This is a genomic window from Pseudomonas sp. NPDC089408 (assembly GCF_044749445.1).
GTDB lineage: Bacteria > Pseudomonadota > Gammaproteobacteria > Pseudomonadales > Pseudomonadaceae > Aquipseudomonas.
The window spans coordinates 614704-633516 of sequence record NZ_JBIVHY010000001.1 but is presented as its reverse complement, the minus strand read 5'-3'; the positions used below and the strand labels follow the sequence as shown (position 1 = coordinate 633516).

The window sequence follows — 18813 nt, the reverse complement described above, 5'->3', positions numbered from 1 at the left end:
TACCTTCTCTATTCGCAAAACAGGCACGAGGTGCGTGGTGGATTTCCCTTCCCGTTTTGAAGTGATCGTCATCGGCGGCGGCCATGCCGGTACCGAGGCTGCGCTTGCGTCTGCACGTATGGGTGTGAAAACCCTGCTGCTGACCCATAACGTGGAAACCCTCGGTCACATGAGCTGCAACCCCGCCATCGGCGGTATTGGCAAAAGCCATCTGGTGAAAGAGATCGATGCGCTCGGCGGCGCCATGGCGCTGGCCACTGACAAGAGCGGCATCCAGTTCCGCGTTTTGAACAACCGCAAGGGCCCGGCCGTACGCGCCACCCGTGCACAGGCTGACCGCGCCATCTACAAGGCAGTGGTACGTGAGATCCTGGAAAACCAGCCGAACCTGTGGATATTCCAGCAGTCCTGCGACGACCTGATCGTCGAGCAGGACCAGGTCAAGGGCGTGGTTACCCAGATGGGCCTGCGTTTCTTCGCCGAATCGGTGGTACTGACCACCGGGACTTTCCTCGGCGGGCTTATTCACATTGGCTTGCAAAACCATTCCGGCGGTCGTGCCGGCGACCCGCCTTCGATCGCGCTGGCCCACCGCATGCGTGAACTGCCGCTGCGCGTTGGCCGTCTGAAAACCGGCACCCCGCCACGCATCGATGGCCGCTCGGTAGACTTCTCGGTCATGACCGAGCAACCAGGTGATACACCGATCCCGGTGATGTCGTTCATGGGCAGTGCCGACATGCACCCGCGCCAGGTGAGCTGCTGGATTACCCACACCAACGCGCGCACCCACGAGATCATCGCCTCGAACCTCGATCGCTCGCCGATGTACTCGGGTGTCATCGAAGGGGTTGGCCCGCGCTACTGCCCGTCGATCGAAGACAAGATCCACCGCTTCGCCGACAAGGACAGCCACCAGGTGTTCATCGAGCCGGAAGGCCTGACCACCCATGAGCTGTACCCCAACGGTATTTCCACTTCGCTGCCGTTCGACGTGCAGCTGGAGCTGGTGCGGTCGATCCGCGGCATGGAAAACGCCCACATCGTGCGCCCGGGCTACGCAATCGAGTACGACTACTTCGACCCGCGCGACCTGAAATACAGCCTCGAGACCAAAGTCATCGGCGGCCTGTTCTTCGCCGGGCAGATCAACGGCACCACCGGTTACGAAGAAGCCGGTGCCCAAGGCCTGCTGGCCGGGACCAACGCCGCACTGCGGGCGCAGGGCCGTGAAAGCTGGTGCCCGCGCCGCGACGAGGCGTACATCGGCGTGCTGGTGGATGACCTGATCACCCTGGGTACCCAGGAGCCGTATCGCATGTTCACCTCGCGTGCCGAGTACCGCCTGATCCTGCGCGAAGACAACGCCGACCTGCGCCTGACCGAGAAGGGCCGTGAACTGGGCCTGATCGATGACCAGCGCTGGGCCGCGTTCTGCGCCAAGCGCGACGGCATCGAGCGCGAAGAACAGCGCCTGAAATCGACCTGGGTACGGCCGAATACCGAGCAAGGCCAGGCCATTGTGGATAAGTTCGGCACCCCACTCAGCCACGAGTACAGCCTGCTGAACCTGCTGGCGCGCCCGGAAATCGACTATGCCGGCCTGATCGAGGCGACCGGTGCTGCAGCGATCGACCCACAGGTCGCCGAGCAGGTCGAAATTCGCACCAAGTACGCCGGCTACATCGACCGCCAGCAGGATGAAATCGCCCGCCTGCGCGCCAGCGAAGATACCCGCCTGCCTGTGGATATCGACTACACGACGATTTCCGGCCTGTCCAAGGAGATCCAGGGCAAGCTGGGCCAGACCCGCCCGGAAACCTTGGGCCAGGCTTCACGCATCCCGGGCGTGACCCCGGCGGCGATTTCCCTGTTGCTGATTCACTTGAAAAAACGCGGCGCTGGCCGCGAATTGGAGCAAAGCGCTTGAGTTCCCTGGTCACCCCGCAACACGCTGAAGAGTTGTCCACAGGCGCGCGCCAGCTAGGCGTCGAGCTGAGTGCCGATCAGCACGAGAGGCTGCTTGGTTATCTGGCCCTGTTGATCAAATGGAACAAAGCCTACAACCTGACTGCTGTGCGTGACCCGGACGAGATGGTTTCACGGCACTTGCTCGACAGCCTCAGCATCATGTCGTTTATCCACAGCGAGCGTGACAACTGGCTGGATGTGGGCAGCGGCGGTGGCATGCCTGGCATCCCGTTGGCTATCCTGCATCCGCACAAACGCGTTACCGTGCTGGACGCCAATGGCAAGAAAACGCGTTTCCTGACCCAGGTGAAAATGGAGCTCAAGCTGGACAACCTGACGGTTATCCACAGCCGGGTCGAAGCCTTCCAGCCAGCGCAACCGTTCGACGGAATCATCTCTCGTGCCTTCAGCAGCATGGAGAACTTCACCAACTGGACCCGCCACCTGGGCGACACCGGGACGCAATGGCTTGCAATGAAGGGGCTGCATCCTGCCGATGAACTGGTAGCATTGCCCGCAGACTTCACAGTGGAAAGCGAACAGGCCCTGACCGTTCCGGGTTGCCAGGGCCAGCGCCATCTGCTGATACTGCGCCGCAAGGCATGACTGGGAACACGCGCATCAATGGCTAAGGTATTCGCAATCGCGAACCAGAAAGGTGGTGTAGGCAAGACCACCACCTGTATCAATCTCGCCGCCTCGCTGGCCGCGACCAAGCGTCGTGTGCTGCTGATCGACCTCGATCCGCAGGGCAACGCCACCATGGGCAGCGGTGTGGACAAACACGAGCTCGAGCACTCGGTCTACGACCTGCTGATCGGGGAATGCGACCTGGCCCAGGCCATGCATTACTCCGAGCACGGTGGTTTCCAGCTGCTGCCGGCCAACCGCGACCTGACCGCCGCCGAAGTGGTGCTGCTGGAAATGCAGGTCAAGGAAAGCCGCCTGCGCAACGCGCTGGCGCCCATCCGCGAGAACTACGACTACATCCTCATCGACTGCCCGCCTTCGCTGTCCATGCTGACACTGAACGCCCTGGTCGCTTCCGATGGCGTGATCATCCCCATGCAGTGCGAGTACTACGCGCTGGAAGGTCTCAGTGACCTTGTGGATAACATCAAGCGCATCGCTGCCCGGTTGAACCCGGAGCTGAAGATCGAAGGCCTGCTGCGGACCATGTACGACCCGCGCCTGAGCCTGAACAACGATGTTTCGGCGCAGCTGAAGGAGCACTTCGGCCCGCAGCTGTACGACACGGTCATCCCGCGCAACATTCGCCTGGCCGAGGCCCCAAGCTTCGGCATGCCGGCCTTGGCCTACGACAAGCAATCGCGTGGCGCGCTGGCTTATCTGGCCCTGGCTGGGGAACTGGTTCGCCGTCAACGCCGTCAATCACGCACTGCACAAACAACTTAAGGAATCCGTATGGCCGTCAAGAAACGGGGTCTCGGACGTGGGTTGGATGCACTGCTCAGTGGTCCTTCCGTCAGCGCGCTCGAAGAGCAGGCTGTGAAGATCGACCAGAAAGAACTGCAACACCTGCCGGTCGAGCTGATCCAGCGTGGCAAGTACCAGCCACGCCGGGACATGGACCCGCAGGCGCTGGAAGAACTCGCGCACTCGATTCGCACCCATGGCGTGATGCAACCGATCGTGGTACGCCCGATCGGCGACAACCGCTACGAGATCATCGCCGGTGAGCGCCGTTGGCGCGCCACCCAGCAGGCCGGCCTGGATACCATCCCGGCCATGGTCCGCGAAGTGGCCGACGAAGCTGCCATTGCCATGGCGCTGATCGAGAACATCCAGCGCGAAGACCTCAACCCGCTGGAAGAAGCCCTGGCACTGCAGCGCCTGCAGCAAGAGTTCGAGCTGACCCAGCAACAGGTGGCTGACGCCGTGGGCAAGTCGCGGGTGACCGTGGCCAACCTGCTGCGCCTGATTACCCTGCCCGAGGCGATCAAGACCATGCTCGCCCATGGCGATCTGGAAATGGGCCATGCCCGCGCATTGCTCGGCCTGGACGAAGATCGTCAGGAAGAGGGGGCGCGTCATGTTGTCGCACGTGGCCTCACTGTGCGCCAAACGGAGGCACTGGTCCGTCAGTGGCTCAGCGACAAGCCTGATCCGGTCGAACCGAGCAAACCTGATCCGGATATCGCACGCCTTGAACAGCGGCTCGCAGAGCGCCTGGGCTCTGCCGTGCAGATCCGTCATGGCAACAAGGGCAAAGGCCAGTTGGTTATTCGCTACAACTCGCTTGACGAGTTGCAAGGTGTGCTTGCTCACATCCGCTGAAACAATTCCTGTTGTAGCGCGCAGTCGGAAATCACTACCGAAGAGTTGAATAGGGGTTAATCCACCCCTATACTCTGCGCGCATTTTGTCGGCACAAATTATGCCAAGTCATAGCTGACTTGTTGGTCGACTTCCGAGGAGCAGTTGTGATGGAAATACGCACGCCCAACCGCCTGCCTTTCCATCGCTGGGCGGTTTTTCCGGTACTGCTGACTCAGTTTGTTGTAGCGCTGCTGGCAACGTTGGTGTTGTGGCAGTGGAAAGGGGCGGTCAGTGGATATTCAGGTCTCTGCGGAGGTTTGATTGCCTGGCTACCCAATCTGTACTTCGCCTGGAAGGCTTTTCGCTTCAGCGGAGCCCGGGCAGCGCAGGCCATCGTCAAGTCGTTCTACGCTGGCGAGGCAGGCAAAATGATTTTGACGGCAGTGTTGTTTGCACTGACCTTCGCAGGAGTGAAGCCATTGGCGCCGTTAGCAGTATTCGGCGTCTTCCTGCTGACCCTCATGGTCAGCTGGTTCGCGCCACTGCTAATGAATAAAAGACTTTCGAGACCTTAGGGCGTTTGAGGCAACCATGGCAGCAGAAACCGCTTCGGGCTATATCCAGCACCACTTGCAGAACCTGACCTACGGTCAACTACCAGACGGCAGCTGGGGCTTCGCCCATTCGGCTGCAGAAGCCAAGGCAATGGGCTTCTGGGCGTTCCACCTGGACACCCTGGGCTGGTCCGTTGCGCTGGGTCTGATCTTCCTGTTCATCTTCCGCATGGCGGCCAAGAAGGCGACTTCCGGTCAGCCTGGCGGTCTGCAGAACTTTGTGGAAGTGATGGTCGACTTCGTCAACGGCAGCGTGAAGGACTCCTTCCACGGCCGTAGCCCGGTCATTGCACCGCTGGCGCTGACCATTTTCGTCTGGGTATTCCTGATGAACGCCGTCGACCTGGTACCGGTCGACTGGATTCCTCAGCTGGCCATCCTGATTTCCGGTGATCCGCACATTCCATTCCGCGCCGTGTCGACCACCGACCCGAACGCGACCTTGGCCATGGCCTTCTGCGTGTTCGCCCTGATCATCTTCTACAGCATCAAGGTCAAGGGCCTGGGCGGCTTCATCGGTGAGCTGACCCTGCACCCGTTCGGCAGCAAGAACATCTTCGTGCAGATCCTGCTGATTCCGGTCAACTTCCTGCTGGAATTCGTCACCCTGATCGCCAAGCCGATCTCGCTGGCACTGCGTCTGTTCGGCAACATGTACGCCGGCGAGCTGGTGTTCATCCTGATCGCTGTAATGTTCGGCTCCGGCCTGCTCTGGCTGAGCGGCCTGGGTGTGGTGCTGCAATGGGCGTGGGCTGTGTTCCACATCCTGATCATCACCCTGCAAGCTTTCATCTTCATGATGCTGACCATCGTCTACCTGTCGATGGCCCACGAAGATAACCATTAAGACCGCCTGGCGTGTCTGATAGCCTTCCCCGCCCGTTTGGGGGGAGGGCTTAAAAAGTCCGCAAGGGCATGCTGTACCAAACGATTTGTTTTACCGCTTCAACTTAAAAACCTAACCAATACGACGTAAAAGTCGGGAGGAAAGATGGAAACTGTAGTTGGTCTGACCGCTATCGCTGTTGCTCTGCTGATCGGCCTGGGTGCTCTGGGTACCGCCATTGGTTTCGGCCTGCTGGGCGGCAAATTCCTGGAAGGCGCTGCTCGCCAGCCAGAAATGGTTCCAATGCTGCAGGTTAAAATGTTCATCGTTGCCGGTCTGCTCGACGCCGTAACCATGATCGGTGTTGGTATCGCTCTGTTCTTCACCTTCGCGAATCCGTTCGTTGGTCAAATCGCCGGCTAATCACTCGTTAACCACGAGTTGATAGCTGTGATGAACCAAAGACCGAGCGAGGTGTTGGCGTGAACATTAATGCAACCCTGATTGGCCAATCCGTTGCCTTCCTGATTTTTGTACTCTTCTGCATGAAGTACGTATGGCCTCCGGTCATTACTGCCCTGCAAGAGCGTCAAAAGAAGATTGCCGACGGCTTGGACGCTGCCAACCGCGCAGCTCGCGACCTGGAGCTGGCCCAAGAGAAAGCGGGTCAGCAACTGCGTGAAGCTAAAGCACAGGCAGCCGAAATCATTGAGCAAAGCAAGAAACGCGCTGCTCAGCTTGTCGAGGAAGCCCGTGACCAGGCCCGCGTCGAAGCTGACCGTGTGAAGGCTCAGGCTCTGGCCGAGATCGAACAGGAACTGAACAGCGCTAAAGACGCCCTGCGTGCCCAAGTGGGTGCCCTGGCCGTTGGCGGTGCTGAAAAGATCCTTGGCGCCACAATCGATCAAAACGCGCATGCGGAGCTGGTTAACAAACTGGCCGCTGAAATTTAAGCGAGGGCGATCATGGCAGAACTGACCACGTTGGCCCGACCTTACGCTAAGGCTGCCTTTGAGCATGCCCAGGCCCATCAGCAACTGGCCAATTGGTCAGCCATGCTCGGCCTGGCTGCTGCGGTGTCGCAAGACGACACCATGCAGCGCCTGCTCAAGGCCCCGCGACTGACGAGCGCAGAAAAGGCCGCCACGTTCATTGACGTGTGCGGTGACAAGTTCAATGCACAGGCACAGAATTTCATTCATGTTGCCGCGGAAAACGACCGTCTCCTGCTTCTGCCGGAGATTGCCAATCTGTTCGACCTGTACAAGGCCGAGCAAGAGAAGTCCGTGGACGTGGAAGTCACCAGTGCCTTCGCGTTGAACCAAGAACAGCAAGACAAACTCGCCAAGGTTCTCAGTGCACGGCTAGGCCAGGAAGTTCGCCTGCACGCGTCGGAGGATGCCAGCCTGATTGGCGGCGTCGTCATCCGCGCTGGTGACCTGGTAATCGATGGCTCTGTTCGCGGCAAAATCGCGAAACTGGCCGAAGCATTGAAATCTTGAGTTTGAAGGGGCAGCAGAGCAATGCAGCAACTCAATCCTTCCGAAATTAGTGAAATCATCAAGGGCCGCATCGACAACCTCGATGTGAGCTCCCAAGCCCGTAACGAAGGTACCGTTGTTTCGGTATCCGACGGTATCGTGCGGATCCACGGTCTGGCCGACGTCATGTACGGCGAAATGATCGAGTTCCCTGGCGGCGTCTACGGCATGGCCCTGAACCTGGAGCAAGACTCCGTAGGTGCAGTGATCCTGGGTGCCTATGACACCCTCGCCGAAGGCATGAGCGCCAAGTGCACCGGCCGCATCCTGGAAGTTCCGGTTGGTAAGGAACTGCTGGGTCGCGTCGTTGACGCATTGGGTAACCCGATCGACGGCAAAGGTCCGCTGGGCAATACCCAGACTGACGCAGTCGAAAAAGTAGCCCCAGGCGTGATCTGGCGTAAGTCGGTAGACCAGCCTGTACAGACTGGCTACAAGTCCGTCGACGCCATGATCCCTGTCGGCCGTGGCCAGCGCGAGCTGATCATCGGTGACCGTCAGATCGGCAAGACAGCCATGGCCATCGACGCCATCATCAACCAGAAAGACTCCGGTATTTTCTGTGTTTATGTTGCTGTCGGCCAGAAGCGTTCCACCGTTGCCAACATCGTTCGCAAGCTGGAAGAAAACGGCGCCCTGGCCAACACCATCGTGGTTGTTGCCAGTGCTTCGGAATCCGCCGCACTGCAGTTCCTGGCGCCTTACGCCGGCTGCACCATGGGCGAGTTCTTCCGTGACCGCGGTGAAGACGCCCTGATCGTTTACGATGACCTGTCCAAGCAGGCCGTTGCCTACCGTCAGATCTCCCTGCTGCTGCGCCGTCCACCAGGACGTGAAGCGTACCCAGGTGACGTGTTCTATCTCCACTCCCGTCTGCTGGAGCGTGCATCGCGCGTTTCGGAAGAGTACGTCGAGAAGTTCACCAACGGTGCAGTCACTGGCAAGACCGGTTCCCTGACCGCCCTGCCGATCATCGAAACCCAGGCTGGCGACGTTTCCGCGTTCGTTCCGACCAACGTGATTTCCATCACCGACGGTCAGATCTTCCTGGAAACGGCCATGTTCAACTCGGGCATCAGCCCTGCAGTGAACGCCGGTGTTTCGGTATCGCGCGTTGGTGGTGCCGCTCAGACCAAGATCATCAAGAAGCTGTCCGGTGGTATTCGTACCGCTCTGGCTCAGTACCGTGAACTGGCTGCATTCGCCCAGTTCGCTTCCGATCTGGACGAAGCGACCCGCAAGCAGCTGGAGCATGGTCAGCGCGTAACCGAGCTGATGAAGCAGAAGCAGTACGCGCCAATGTCCATCGCGGACATGGCCCTGTCGCTGTACGCCGCTGAGCGTGGTTTCCTGACTGACGTAGAAGTCTCCAAGGTCGGCAGCTTCGAGCAAGCGCTGATCGCCTACTTCAACCGTGATCACGCCGAACTCCTGGCGAAGATCAACGTGAAGGGTGACTTCAACGACGAAATCGACGCTGGCCTGAAAGCCGGTATCGAGAAGTTCAAGGCCACCCAGACCTGGTAAGCCGCAGCGGGGGCCCTGGCCCCCGCTTGCTAACCTGATAGGTGATACATGGCAGGCGCAAAAGAGATTCGCAGTAAGATTGCGAGCATCAAAAGCACGCAAAAAATTACCAGCGCCATGGAGAAAGTGGCGGTCAGCAAAATGCGCAGGGCACAAATGCGCATGGCTGCTAGCCGTCCTTACGCGGAGCGTATCCGCCAGGTGATCGGTCATCTGGCCAACGCCAACCCGGAATACCGCCACCCGTTCATGATCGACCGCCCTGTAAAGCGCGCCGGTTATGTCGTGGTGAGCAGTGACCGTGGTCTGTGCGGTGGCTTGAACACCAACCTGTTCAAGGCCCTGGTCAAGGACATGAACGCAAACCGCGAACAGGGCGTTGAAATCGACCTGTGCGTGATTGGTAGCAAGGGTGCGACTTTCTTCCGCATCTTTGGCGGCAACGTCGTAGCCGCGATCAGCCAACTGGGCGAAGAGCCATCGATCAATGATCTGATCGGCTCCGTCAAAGTGATGCTGGACGCCTACCTGGACGGCCGTATCGATCGCCTCTCCGTGGTTTCGAACAAGTTCATCAACACCATGACCCAACAACCGACGGTCGAGCAATTGGTACCGTTGGTGGCAACCCCGGATCAGGATCTCAAGCATCACTGGGATTACCTGTACGAACCCGACGCAAAAGAGCTGCTGGACGGCTTGATGGTGCGTTACGTGGAGTCGCAGGTATACCAGGCGGTGGTCGAGAACAACGCTGCTGAACAAGCGGCCCGGATGATCGCCATGAAAAACGCCACAGACAACGCCGGTGATTTGATCAAAGAGCTGCAGTTGATCTACAACAAGGCGCGTCAGGCTGCGATCACCCAGGAGATCTCGGAAATCGTCGGCGGCGCTGCCGCGGTTTAACGGTTCAAATATTCAGAGGATCCAGCTATGAGTAGCGGACGTATCGTTCAAATCATCGGCGCCGTCATCGACGTGGAATTCCCACGTGACGTCGTGCCGAGTGTATACAACGCGCTGAAAGTACAAGGCGCGGAAACCACCCTGGAAGTTCAGCAGCAGCTGGGCGACGGCGTGGTTCGTACCATTGCGATGGGCTCGACCGAAGGCCTGAAGCGTGGTCTGGATGTCGTCGACACTGGCGCTGCCATTTCCGTTCCAGTTGGTAAGGCCACTCTGGGCCGTATCATGGACGTACTGGGCAACCCAATCGACGAAGCCGGTCCGATCGGCGAAGAAGAGCGTCGCGGTATCCACCAGCCAGCGCCTTCGTTCGCTGACCAGGCAGGCGGCAACGACCTGCTGGAAACCGGCATCAAGGTTATCGACCTGGTTTGCCCGTTCGCCAAGGGTGGTAAGGTTGGTCTGTTCGGTGGTGCCGGTGTCGGCAAGACCGTAAACATGATGGAACTGATCCGTAACATCGCCATGGAACACAGCGGTTACTCCGTGTTCGCTGGTGTGGGTGAGCGTACTCGTGAGGGTAACGACTTCTACCACGAGATGAAGGACTCTAACGTTCTCGACAAGGTAGCGCTGGTCTACGGTCAGATGAACGAGCCACCAGGAAACCGTCTGCGCGTAGCGCTGACCGGCCTGACCATGGCTGAGAAGTTCCGTGACGAAGGTAACGACGTTCTGCTGTTCGTCGACAACATCTATCGTTACACCCTGGCCGGTACTGAAGTATCCGCTCTGCTGGGCCGTATGCCTTCGGCAGTAGGTTACCAGCCGACCCTGGCTGAAGAGATGGGCGTTCTGCAAGAGCGCATCACCTCCACCAAGGAAGGTTCGATCACCTCCGTCCAGGCCGTATACGTACCTGCGGACGACCTGACCGACCCGTCGCCAGCGACCACCTTCGCCCACTTGGACGCCACCGTCGTTCTGTCCCGTGACATCGCCTCCCTGGGTATCTACCCGGCGGTCGACCCACTGGACTCGACTTCGCGCCAGCTGGACCCGAACGTGATCGGCAACGAACACTACGAGACCGCTCGTGGCGTTCAGTATGTTCTGCAGCGCTACAAAGAGCTGAAGGACATCATTGCGATTCTGGGTATGGACGAACTGTCCGAGAGCGACAAGCAACTGGTAGCCCGCGCTCGTAAGATCCAGCGCTTCCTGTCGCAGCCGTTCTTCGTGGCCGAAGTCTTCACCGGCTCGCCAGGCAAGTACGTTTCCCTGAAAGACACCATCGCTGGCTTCAGCGGCATCCTCAAAGGTGACTACGACCACCTGCCAGAACAAGCGTTCTACATGGTCGGCAGCATCGACGAAGCGATCGAGAAAGCCAAGAAACTGTAATCCCGGCGCCCCGCAAGGGGCGCTAATCAGGTTGAGGCAAGCAGATGGCTATGACAGTCCATTGCGACATCGTCAGCGCGGAAGGGGAAATCTTCTCCGGCCTGGTCGAGATGGTAGTAGCGCACGGCAACCTGGGCGATCTGGGTATCGCTCCAGGCCACGCGCCGCTGATCACCAATCTCAAGCCAGGTCCGATCACGCTGACCAAGCAGGGTGGCACTCAAGAGGTGTTCTACATCTCCGGTGGCTTCCTCGAAGTGCAGCCAAACATGGTGAAGGTTCTTGCCGACACCGTGCAACGTGCTGCCGACCTGGACGAAGCTCAGGCTCAGGAAGCCCTCAAGGCTGCCGAGAACGCGCTGAACACTAAGGGCTCGGACTTCGACTACGGCGCTGCTGCCGCACGTCTGGCCGAGGCTGCAGCTCAGCTGCGTACTGTCCAGCAATTGCGCAAAGGCAGGTAATCCGGCTTAGGCCAGGTACTTCCGTTGCGATTGAGTTAAAGGGTAGCCTCGGCTACCCTTTTTCTTTTTCTGAATTTCTATTTTGGTCACGTAGCTGACCGCCCAGGATTGGTAGCCAGTAATGTCACTCGATATCGTAATTCTTGCCGCCGGCCAAGGTACCCGCATGCGCTCGGCGCTGCCCAAGGTACTGCACCCGGTAGCCGGCAACTCCATGCTCGGCCATGTTATCCACAGCGCGCGCCAGCTCCAGCCGCAAGGTATCCATGTGGTTATCGGCCATGGCGCCGAGCTGGTTCGCGAGCGCCTGGCCGCTGACGACCTGAACTTCGTCATGCAGGAAAAGCAGCTGGGGACTGGCCATGCGGTTGCCCAGGCACTGCCGGCGCTGACCGCCGACACCGTGTTGGTGCTGTACGGCGACGTGCCACTGATCGAAGTGGAAACCCTGCAGCGCCTGCTGGCCAAGGTTAATGAGCAGCAGCTGGGGCTGCTTACCGTCACCCTCGACGACCCGACCGGCTATGGCCGCATCGTCCGCGATGAGCAAGGCCAGGTCACTGCCATCGTTGAGCACAAGGACGCCAATGACGCGCAGAAAGCCATCAAAGAGGGCAACACCGGCATTCTGGCGCTGCCGGCTGCACGCCTGGCTGACTGGATGGGCCGCCTGTCGAACAACAACGCCCAAGGCGAGTATTACCTGACCGATGTCATCGCCATGGCGGTCTCTGATGGCCTGGTGGTGGCTACCGAGCAGCCACACGACCCAATGGAAGTGCAGGGCGCCAACGACCGTCGCCAGTTGTCCGAGCTGGAGCGTCACTACCAGCTGCGTGAAGGCCGTCGCCTGATGGCCCAGGGTGTAACCCTGCGTGACCCGGCGCGCTTCGATGTTCGCGGCGAGGTCACCGTGGGCCGTGATGTGTTGATCGACATCAACGTGATTCTTGAAGGCAAGGTGGTCATCGAGGACGACGTGCAGATCGGCCCGAACTGCGTGATCAAGAACACCACCTTGCGTAAAGGCGCGGTGGTAAAAGCCAACAGCCACCTCGAAGGTGCGGTGATGGGCGAGGGTAGCGATGCCGGCCCGTTCGCCCGCCTGCGCCCGGGCAGCGTACTGGACGCCAAGGCCCATGTGGGTAACTTCGTCGAACTGAAAAACGCCCACCTGGGTGAAGGCGCCAAGGCCGGTCACCTGACATACCTGGGCGATGCCGAGATCGGTGCGCGTACCAACATCGGTGCCGGTACCATCACCTGCAACTACGATGGGGCCAACAAGTTCAAGACCGTGATGGGCGAGGACGTGTTCATCGGCTCGAACAACTCGCTGGTGGCGCCTGTGGAAATCCAGGCAGGCGCGACCACAGCGGCCGGTTCGACCATTACCCAGACCGTCGAGGCTGGTGACCTGGCCGTGGCACGTGCGCGCCAGCGCAACATCCCGGGCTGGAAGCGGCCGGAGAAGATCAAGAAAAGCTGAGTTATTCACAGCTGTTTCGATCGAAAGCCGACTTGTGTGAATAAGTCGGCTTTTTTATTGGTTGGTCACATCCCCTCGGATTAATAGTCGTACTCAATTTTTAAACACCGGCGCGATCCCTGTAGGAGCGGGTTTACCCGCGAACACCGGCGAAGCCGGTGCCATACACCGCGTTGCATTCTTCGCGGGTAAACCCGCTCCTACAGGGGCCATGTTGTCGCAAAGATTTATCCACAGCTTGACGAATCGCTCATCTTAGGTTTTGATTGCAACCATTATCTTTCGAATCGAAACTTAACCGCTCATGTCGAAACGAAACACCCCACAACGGCGGCACAACATCCTGGCCTTGCTCAGCGAGCAGGGCGAGGTGAGCGTGGACGCCTTGGCCAAGCGTTTCGCAACCTCGGAAGTGACCATTCGCAAAGACCTTGCCGCCCTGGAAACCAACGGCCTGTTACTGCGCCGTTATGGTGGTGCGGTGCCGGTGCCGCAAGAACTGCTCGGTGAACCCGCCCAGCCGGTGTCTTCCTACAAGAAGGCTATCGCCCGCGCCGCCGTCGGGCGTATCCGTGAGCATGCGCGCATCATTATCGACAGTGGCAGCACCACGGCAGCGATGATCCCGGAACTGGGGCGCCAGCCTGGCCTGGTGGTGATGACCAACTCGCTGAATGTGGCCCGGGCCATTTGCGACCTTGAACACGAGCCGGTACTGCTGATGACCGGCGGTACCTGGGACCCGCATTCGGAATCGTTCCAGGGCCAGGTCGCCGAGCAGGTACTACGCTCCTACGATTTCGACCAGCTGTTCATCGGTGCCGACGGCATCGACCTCGGCCGCGGCACCACCACCTTCAACGAGTTGCTCGGGCTGAGCCGGGTCATGGCTGAGGTTGCCCGCGAAGTGATCGTGATGGTCGAGTCGGACAAGGTCGGACGCAAGATACCCAACCTTGAGCTGCCCTGGGGCAGCGTACACACCCTTATTACAGATGAACGCCTGCCCGCAGCGGCACGCGAACACATTCAAGCCCGCGGCATCAACCTGATCTGCGCCGCGATCAGCCAGGAGCAATAACCATGTGTGGAATCGTTGGCGCCGTCGCCGAACGCAATATCACCGCCATCCTGATCGAAGGCCTCAAGCGTCTTGAGTACCGCGGCTACGACAGCGCCGGCCTGGCCGTGCTTACCCAGAACGGTGAGTTGCAGCGCCGCCGCCGCATCGGCAAGGTCAGCGAACTGCAAGCTGCTGTTGCTGCTGACCCCCTGGCCGGCCAACTGGGCATCGCCCACACCCGTTGGGCTACCCATGGTGCTCCGACCGAAGGCAACGCCCACCCGCATTTCTCGGGCAGTGAAGTGGCTGTGGTGCATAACGGCATCATCGAAAACCACGAAGAGTTGCGCGAAGAGCTGAAGGGCCTGGGCTATGCCTTCACATCGCAGACCGACACTGAAGTCATTGTCCACCTGATTCACCACACCCTGAAGAGCATTCCGGACCTCGCCGATGCCCTGAAGGCCGCGGTGAAGCGCCTGCATGGCGCCTATGGTCTGGCTCTGATCAGCGCCAAGCAGCCTGACCGCCTGGTGGCGGCACGTAGCGGTAGCCCACTGGTAATCGGCCTGGGCCTGGGCGAGAACTTCCTGGCCTCCGACCAGTTGGCCTTGCGCCAGGTCACCGACCGCTTCATGTACCTGGAAGAGGGCGACATTGCCGAAATCCGCCGTGACCAGGTCACCATCTGGGATCAGGCCGGCCACCAGGTCCAGCGCGAAACCGTGCAGTACCACGAAGGTGCCGAGGCGGCAGACAAGGGTAACTACCGCCACTTCATGCTCAAGGAAATTCACGAGCAGCCAACCGTGGTTCAGCGCACCCTGGAAGGTCGCTTGGGTAAAGACCATGTCCTGGTCCAGGCTTTCGGTCCACAGGCTGCCGAGCTGTTCGCCAAGGTGCGTAACGTGCAGATCGTTGCCTGCGGCACCAGCTACCATGCCGGCATGGTCGCCCGTTACTGGCTGGAAAGCCTGGCTGGCATCCCGTGCCAGGTAGAAGTGGCCAGCGAGTTCCGTTACCGCAAGGTGGTGGTGCAGCCGGACACCCTGTTCGTTTCCATTTCGCAGTCTGGCGAAACCGCCGACACCTTGGCTGCGTTGCGCAATGCCAAGGAGCTGGGCTTCCTCGGTAGCCTGGCGATCTGCAACGTGGGCATCAGTTCGCTGGTACGTGAATCGGACCTGACCCTGCTGACTTTGGCTGGCCCGGAAATTGGCGTGGCCTCGACCAAGGCCTTCACCACCCAGCTGGTTTCGCTGATGCTGCTGACCCTGGCCTTGGGCCAAGTGCGCGGCACCCTGGAAGCGGGTGTTGAAGCTGAGCTGGTCGAAGAACTGCGTCGTCTGCCGACCCGCCTGGGCGAAGCCCTGGCCATGGACGCCACGGTCGAGAAAATCGCCGAGCTGTTCGCAGACAAGCACCACACCCTGTTCCTCGGCCGTGGTGCGCAGTACCCGGTTGCGATGGAGGGTGCACTCAAGCTCAAGGAAATCTCCTACATCCACGCCGAAGCCTACCCGGCGGGCGAGCTGAAGCACGGCCCGCTGGCACTGGTGGACAACGACATGCCGGTGGTTACCGTTGCGCCGAACAACGAACTGCTGGAGAAGCTGAAGTCCAACCTGCAGGAAGTGCGCGCCCGTGGTGGCGAGTTGGTGGTATTCGCCGACGAGCAGGCTGGCATGACCAATGGTGAAGGTACCCACGTGATCAAGGTGCCGCACATTGCCGACGCTCTGGCGCCGATTTTGTACACCATTCCGCTGCAGTTGCTGTCGTACTACGTGGCCGTGCTCAAGGGCACCGATGTGGACCAGCCGCGTAACCTGGCGAAATCGGTGACGGTCGAGTAAGTCATCGAACCCGCCACGAGCGGCTGCCGGCAGTGATGCCCGCAGCCGCTTTTTTTTGGCCGCATAGCAGCATCAGATCTGCATGGCCATGCCATCCACATTCATCGCTGCCTGGCGCAAGGCTTCGGAGCGGGTTGGGTGGGGGTGGCAGGTGAGAGCGATATCTTCCGCCGAGGCCGAGAACTCCATGGCCACGCAGAACTCGCCGATCATCTCGCTGACGCTTGGGCCCACCAGATGCACGCCGAGGACTTCATCGGTTTCGGCATCGGCGATGACCTTGGCGAAGCCTTCGGTCTCATGGTTGATCTTGGCGCGGCTGTTGGCGGTGAAGGGGAACTTGCCAACCTTGTAGGCACGGCCTTCGGCCTTGAGCTGTTCTTCGGTCTTGCCTACCGTGGCCAGCTCCGGGCGGGTATAGATCACCCCAGGGATGAGGTTGTAGTTGACCTCGTGCGGCTTGCCGGCGATGCGCTCGATGCAGGCTACAGCTTCGTCTTCGGCCTTGTGAGCCAGCATCGGGCCAGCAGTGACGTCGCCAATTACCCATACCCCTGGCACGGAAGTGCGGTGGTGCTCGTTGACGAGCATGCCACGCTTGTCTGTTTCCAGGCCCACGCTTTCAAGGTTGAGCCCTTTGGTATAAGGGCGGCGGCCGATTGCTACCAGCACGTAATCGGCTTGCAGTGATTTAGCCGTGCCGCCGGTGGCAGGCTCCAGCGTCAGGTTCACGCCGTCGGCACTGGCGGTGGCCTGAGTCACTTTGCTACCCAGCTTGAATACCATGCCTTGTTTGGCCAGGGCTTTCTGCAGGGTCTTGGCAGTTTCGGTGTCGGTGCCCGGGCAGATGCGGTCGAGGTACTCGATGACCGTGACCTGGCTACCCAGGCGGCGCCAGACCGAACCAAGCTCGAGGCCGATCACGCCCGCACCGATGACGACCAGGTGCTTGGGCACTTGCGGCAGCGACAGCGCGCCGGTCGAATCGATGATGCGCTGATTATCGATGGTCACGCCCGGCAGTGGAGTGGGCTCGGAGCCGGTTGCAATGACGATGTCCTTGGCCTGCAGCGTGGTTTCGCTACCGTCCTCGGCCTTGACCACGACCTTGCCGACGCCGTCCAGGCGGCCCCAGCCCTTGATCCAGTCGACCTTGTTCTTGCGGAACAGGTACTCGATGCCCTTGGTAAGGCCGGTCACGCTCTCGTCCTTCTGTTTCATCATCTGGGCGAGGTTGAGGGTGGGCTTCACTTCGATGCCGAGGTGGGCGAACGCTTCACCGCTGGCTGCTTCGTACAGTTCGGAAGCATGCAACAGTGCCTTGGACGGCATGCAGCCCACGTTGAGGCAGGTGCCGCCCAAGGTCGAGCGGCCTTCCACGCAAGCGACGCTCAGGCCCAACTGGCCAGCGCGGATGGCTGCGTTGTAGCCGCCAGGGCCACCGCCGATGATCACCACGTCATAGGATTTCATGGGTTCAACTCCAGGATGTAGAAGCGCGAGAGGGGCACAAGGTTAAGCTGAGATGCGAAAATTGTATACAATCGGCTGGTGGATAAGATCAGTTGGATCTAGACCATGGTCGTGTTTAGAGGAAACATCCCACGAATGAACTACTCTGATCCGGCGACGTTCGAAATGTCAGGCGTCGTGGCCAAATAAGGACAGGAGGGTCGTACATGCTTGCGCAACTTCCACCGGCATTGCAGAGCTTGCATCTGCCGCTGCGGCTGAAACTTTGGGACGGTAACCAGTTCGATCTGGGGCCTAGCCCACAGGTCACCATACTGGTGAAAGAGCCCCAGCTGATCAGCCAGTTGACCCACCCAAGCATGGACCAGCTGGGTACTGCATTCGTAGAAGGCAAGTTGGAGCTGGAAGGTGATATCAGCGAGGCCATCCGCGTCTGCGATGAGCTTAGCGAAGCACTGTCGGCGGGTGAGGATGAAACGCCGCCGCAACGGTTGTCACATGACAAGAGCACCGACGCTAAAGCCATCTCCTACCACTACGACGTATCCAACGCGTTCTATCAGCTGTGGCTGGATCAGGACATGGCGTACTCCTGCGCGTATTTCCGCGAGCCCGACAATACGCTTGATCAGGCGCAGCAAGACAAGTTTGATCACCTGTGCCGCAAGTTGCGGCTGGACGCTGGCGAGTACCTGCTTGATGTGGGTTGTGGCTGGGGTGGGCTGGCGCGTTTTGCTGCGCGTGAGTATGGCGCCAAGGTGTTCGGTATCACCCTGAGCAAAGAGCAGCTCAAGCTCGGCCGCGCGCGCGTCAAGGCAGAGGGCCTGGGCGACAAGGTCGATCTTCAGATTCTGGATTACCGCGACCTGCCTCAGGATGGCCGCTTCGACAAGGTGGTCAGCGTGGGTATGTTCGAGCATGTCGGGCATGCGAACCTGGCGCTCTATTGCCAGAAACTTTTTGGTGCAGTGAGGGAAGGGGGGGTGGTGATGAACCATGGCATCACCGCCAAGCATATCGACGGTCGACCCGTTGGACGCGGCGCGGGTGAGTTCATCGACCGCTACGTGTTCCCCCATGGCGAGTTACCGCACCTGTCGATGATCAGCGCCAGTATCTGTGAAGCGGGCCTGGAAGTAGTGGACGTGGAAAGCCTGCGCCTGCATTACGCCAAGACCCTGCACCACTGGAGCGAGAACCTGGAAAACCAGCTGCACAAGGCGGCGGCGCTCGTGCCTGAGAAAACCCTGCGCATCTGGCGCTTGTACCTGGCTGGGTGTGCCTATGCGTTCCAGAAGGGCTGGATCAACCTGCACCAGATTCTGGCGGTTAAGCCGTATGCCGATGGGCATCATGACTTGCCATGGACGCGAGAAGATCTCTACCGCTGACTTCT

18 protein-coding genes are annotated in these 18813 nt (G+C 59.9%); 17 read left to right on the top strand and 1 reads right to left on the bottom strand.

From position 1 onward, the window contains the following. The first annotated feature begins 37 nt into the window (after positions 1-37). The 16 genes from mnmG (at position 38) to glmS (ending at position 15944) form a co-directional block, all read left to right on the top strand. A complete protein-coding gene (gene mnmG, locus ACIP02_RS02820) occupies positions 38-1930 on the top strand; it encodes a tRNA uridine-5-carboxymethylaminomethyl(34) synthesis enzyme MnmG (RefSeq protein ID WP_400612989.1) in 1893 nt (630 codons plus the stop codon). Then, on the top strand, positions 1927-2577 hold the full coding sequence (gene rsmG / locus ACIP02_RS02815; protein ID WP_400612986.1) for a 16S rRNA (guanine(527)-N(7))-methyltransferase RsmG: 651 nt from the start codon (positions 1927-1929) through the stop codon (positions 2575-2577). Before mnmG ends, rsmG begins: the two co-directional genes overlap by 4 nt. A gap of 18 nt (positions 2578-2595) precedes the next feature. Further along, on the top strand, positions 2596-3387 hold the full coding sequence (locus ACIP02_RS02810; protein WP_012274913.1) for a ParA family protein: 792 nt from the start codon (positions 2596-2598) through the stop codon (positions 3385-3387). Between the two features lie 9 nt (positions 3388-3396). Next, positions 3397-4269 carry a ParB/RepB/Spo0J family partition protein gene (locus ACIP02_RS02805; RefSeq protein WP_201200289.1) on the top strand — a complete coding sequence of 291 codons (873 nt, stop codon included), beginning with the start codon at positions 3397-3399 and terminating at the stop codon, positions 4267-4269. 149 nt (positions 4270-4418) lie between these two features. After that, positions 4419-4826 (top strand): F0F1 ATP synthase subunit I, encoded by a 408-nt coding sequence (locus tag ACIP02_RS02800; protein ID WP_201200285.1) that lies wholly within the window; start codon positions 4419-4421, stop codon positions 4824-4826. Between the two features lie 16 nt (positions 4827-4842). Then, complete coding sequence (gene atpB, locus ACIP02_RS02795; protein ID WP_003260030.1) at positions 4843-5712, top strand: F0F1 ATP synthase subunit A; 870 nt, start codon at positions 4843-4845, stop codon at positions 5710-5712. A gap of 144 nt (positions 5713-5856) precedes the next feature. Continuing rightward, entirely contained in the window at positions 5857-6114 is a 258-nt protein-coding gene (atpE, locus tag ACIP02_RS02790) for a F0F1 ATP synthase subunit C (RefSeq protein WP_003097235.1), read from the top strand. Positions 6115-6173: 59 nt separating this feature from the next. Further along, entirely contained in the window at positions 6174-6644 is a 471-nt protein-coding gene (locus ACIP02_RS02785; protein ID WP_003260032.1) for a F0F1 ATP synthase subunit B, read from the top strand. A 12-nt stretch (positions 6645-6656) separates the two neighbouring features. Next, positions 6657-7193: a F0F1 ATP synthase subunit delta gene (locus tag ACIP02_RS02780; RefSeq protein ID WP_201200283.1), complete on the top strand. Its 537-nt coding sequence runs from the start codon at positions 6657-6659 to the stop codon at positions 7191-7193. 21 nt (positions 7194-7214) lie between these two features. Then, positions 7215-8759 carry a F0F1 ATP synthase subunit alpha gene (atpA, locus tag ACIP02_RS02775; protein ID WP_400612979.1) on the top strand — a complete coding sequence of 515 codons (1545 nt, stop codon included), beginning with the start codon at positions 7215-7217 and terminating at the stop codon, positions 8757-8759. 48 nt (positions 8760-8807) lie between these two features. Further along, the gene (gene atpG, locus ACIP02_RS02770; protein WP_400612977.1) at positions 8808-9668 is read left to right on the top strand and encodes a F0F1 ATP synthase subunit gamma; all 861 of its coding nucleotides are present in this window, start codon (positions 8808-8810) and stop codon (positions 9666-9668) included. A 27-nt stretch (positions 9669-9695) separates the two neighbouring features. Next, positions 9696-11072: a F0F1 ATP synthase subunit beta gene (atpD, locus tag ACIP02_RS02765; RefSeq protein ID WP_009684662.1), complete on the top strand. Its 1377-nt coding sequence runs from the start codon at positions 9696-9698 to the stop codon at positions 11070-11072. A gap of 44 nt (positions 11073-11116) precedes the next feature. Continuing rightward, positions 11117-11536: a F0F1 ATP synthase subunit epsilon gene (locus ACIP02_RS02760; protein WP_114167566.1), complete on the top strand. Its 420-nt coding sequence runs from the start codon at positions 11117-11119 to the stop codon at positions 11534-11536. 121 nt (positions 11537-11657) lie between these two features. Continuing rightward, entirely contained in the window at positions 11658-13025 is a 1368-nt protein-coding gene (glmU, locus tag ACIP02_RS02755) for a bifunctional UDP-N-acetylglucosamine diphosphorylase/glucosamine-1-phosphate N-acetyltransferase GlmU (protein WP_400612973.1), read from the top strand. Between the two features lie 304 nt (positions 13026-13329). Further along, complete coding sequence (locus ACIP02_RS02750) at positions 13330-14106, top strand: DeoR/GlpR family DNA-binding transcription regulator (protein ID WP_201200277.1); 777 nt, start codon at positions 13330-13332, stop codon at positions 14104-14106. 2 nt (positions 14107-14108) lie between these two features. Continuing rightward, positions 14109-15944, top strand: a complete 1836-nt coding sequence (gene glmS / locus ACIP02_RS02745; protein WP_400612969.1) for a glutamine--fructose-6-phosphate transaminase (isomerizing) — start codon at positions 14109-14111, stop codon at positions 15942-15944. A 72-nt stretch (positions 15945-16016) separates the two neighbouring features. Here glmS and lpdA read toward each other — a convergent pair whose 3' ends face one another. Next, positions 16017-17417, bottom strand: coding sequence for a dihydrolipoyl dehydrogenase (gene lpdA, locus ACIP02_RS02740; RefSeq protein ID WP_400612966.1), 1401 nt, complete (start codon positions 17415-17417; stop codon positions 16017-16019). A 206-nt stretch (positions 17418-17623) separates the two neighbouring features. On the opposite strand from lpdA, the gene cfaB reads away from it, so the two are divergent. Further along, positions 17624-18808 carry a C17 cyclopropane fatty acid synthase CfaB gene (cfaB, locus tag ACIP02_RS02735; protein WP_400612964.1) on the top strand — a complete coding sequence of 395 codons (1185 nt, stop codon included), beginning with the start codon at positions 17624-17626 and terminating at the stop codon, positions 18806-18808. The last annotated feature ends 5 nt before the right edge of the window (positions 18809-18813 follow it).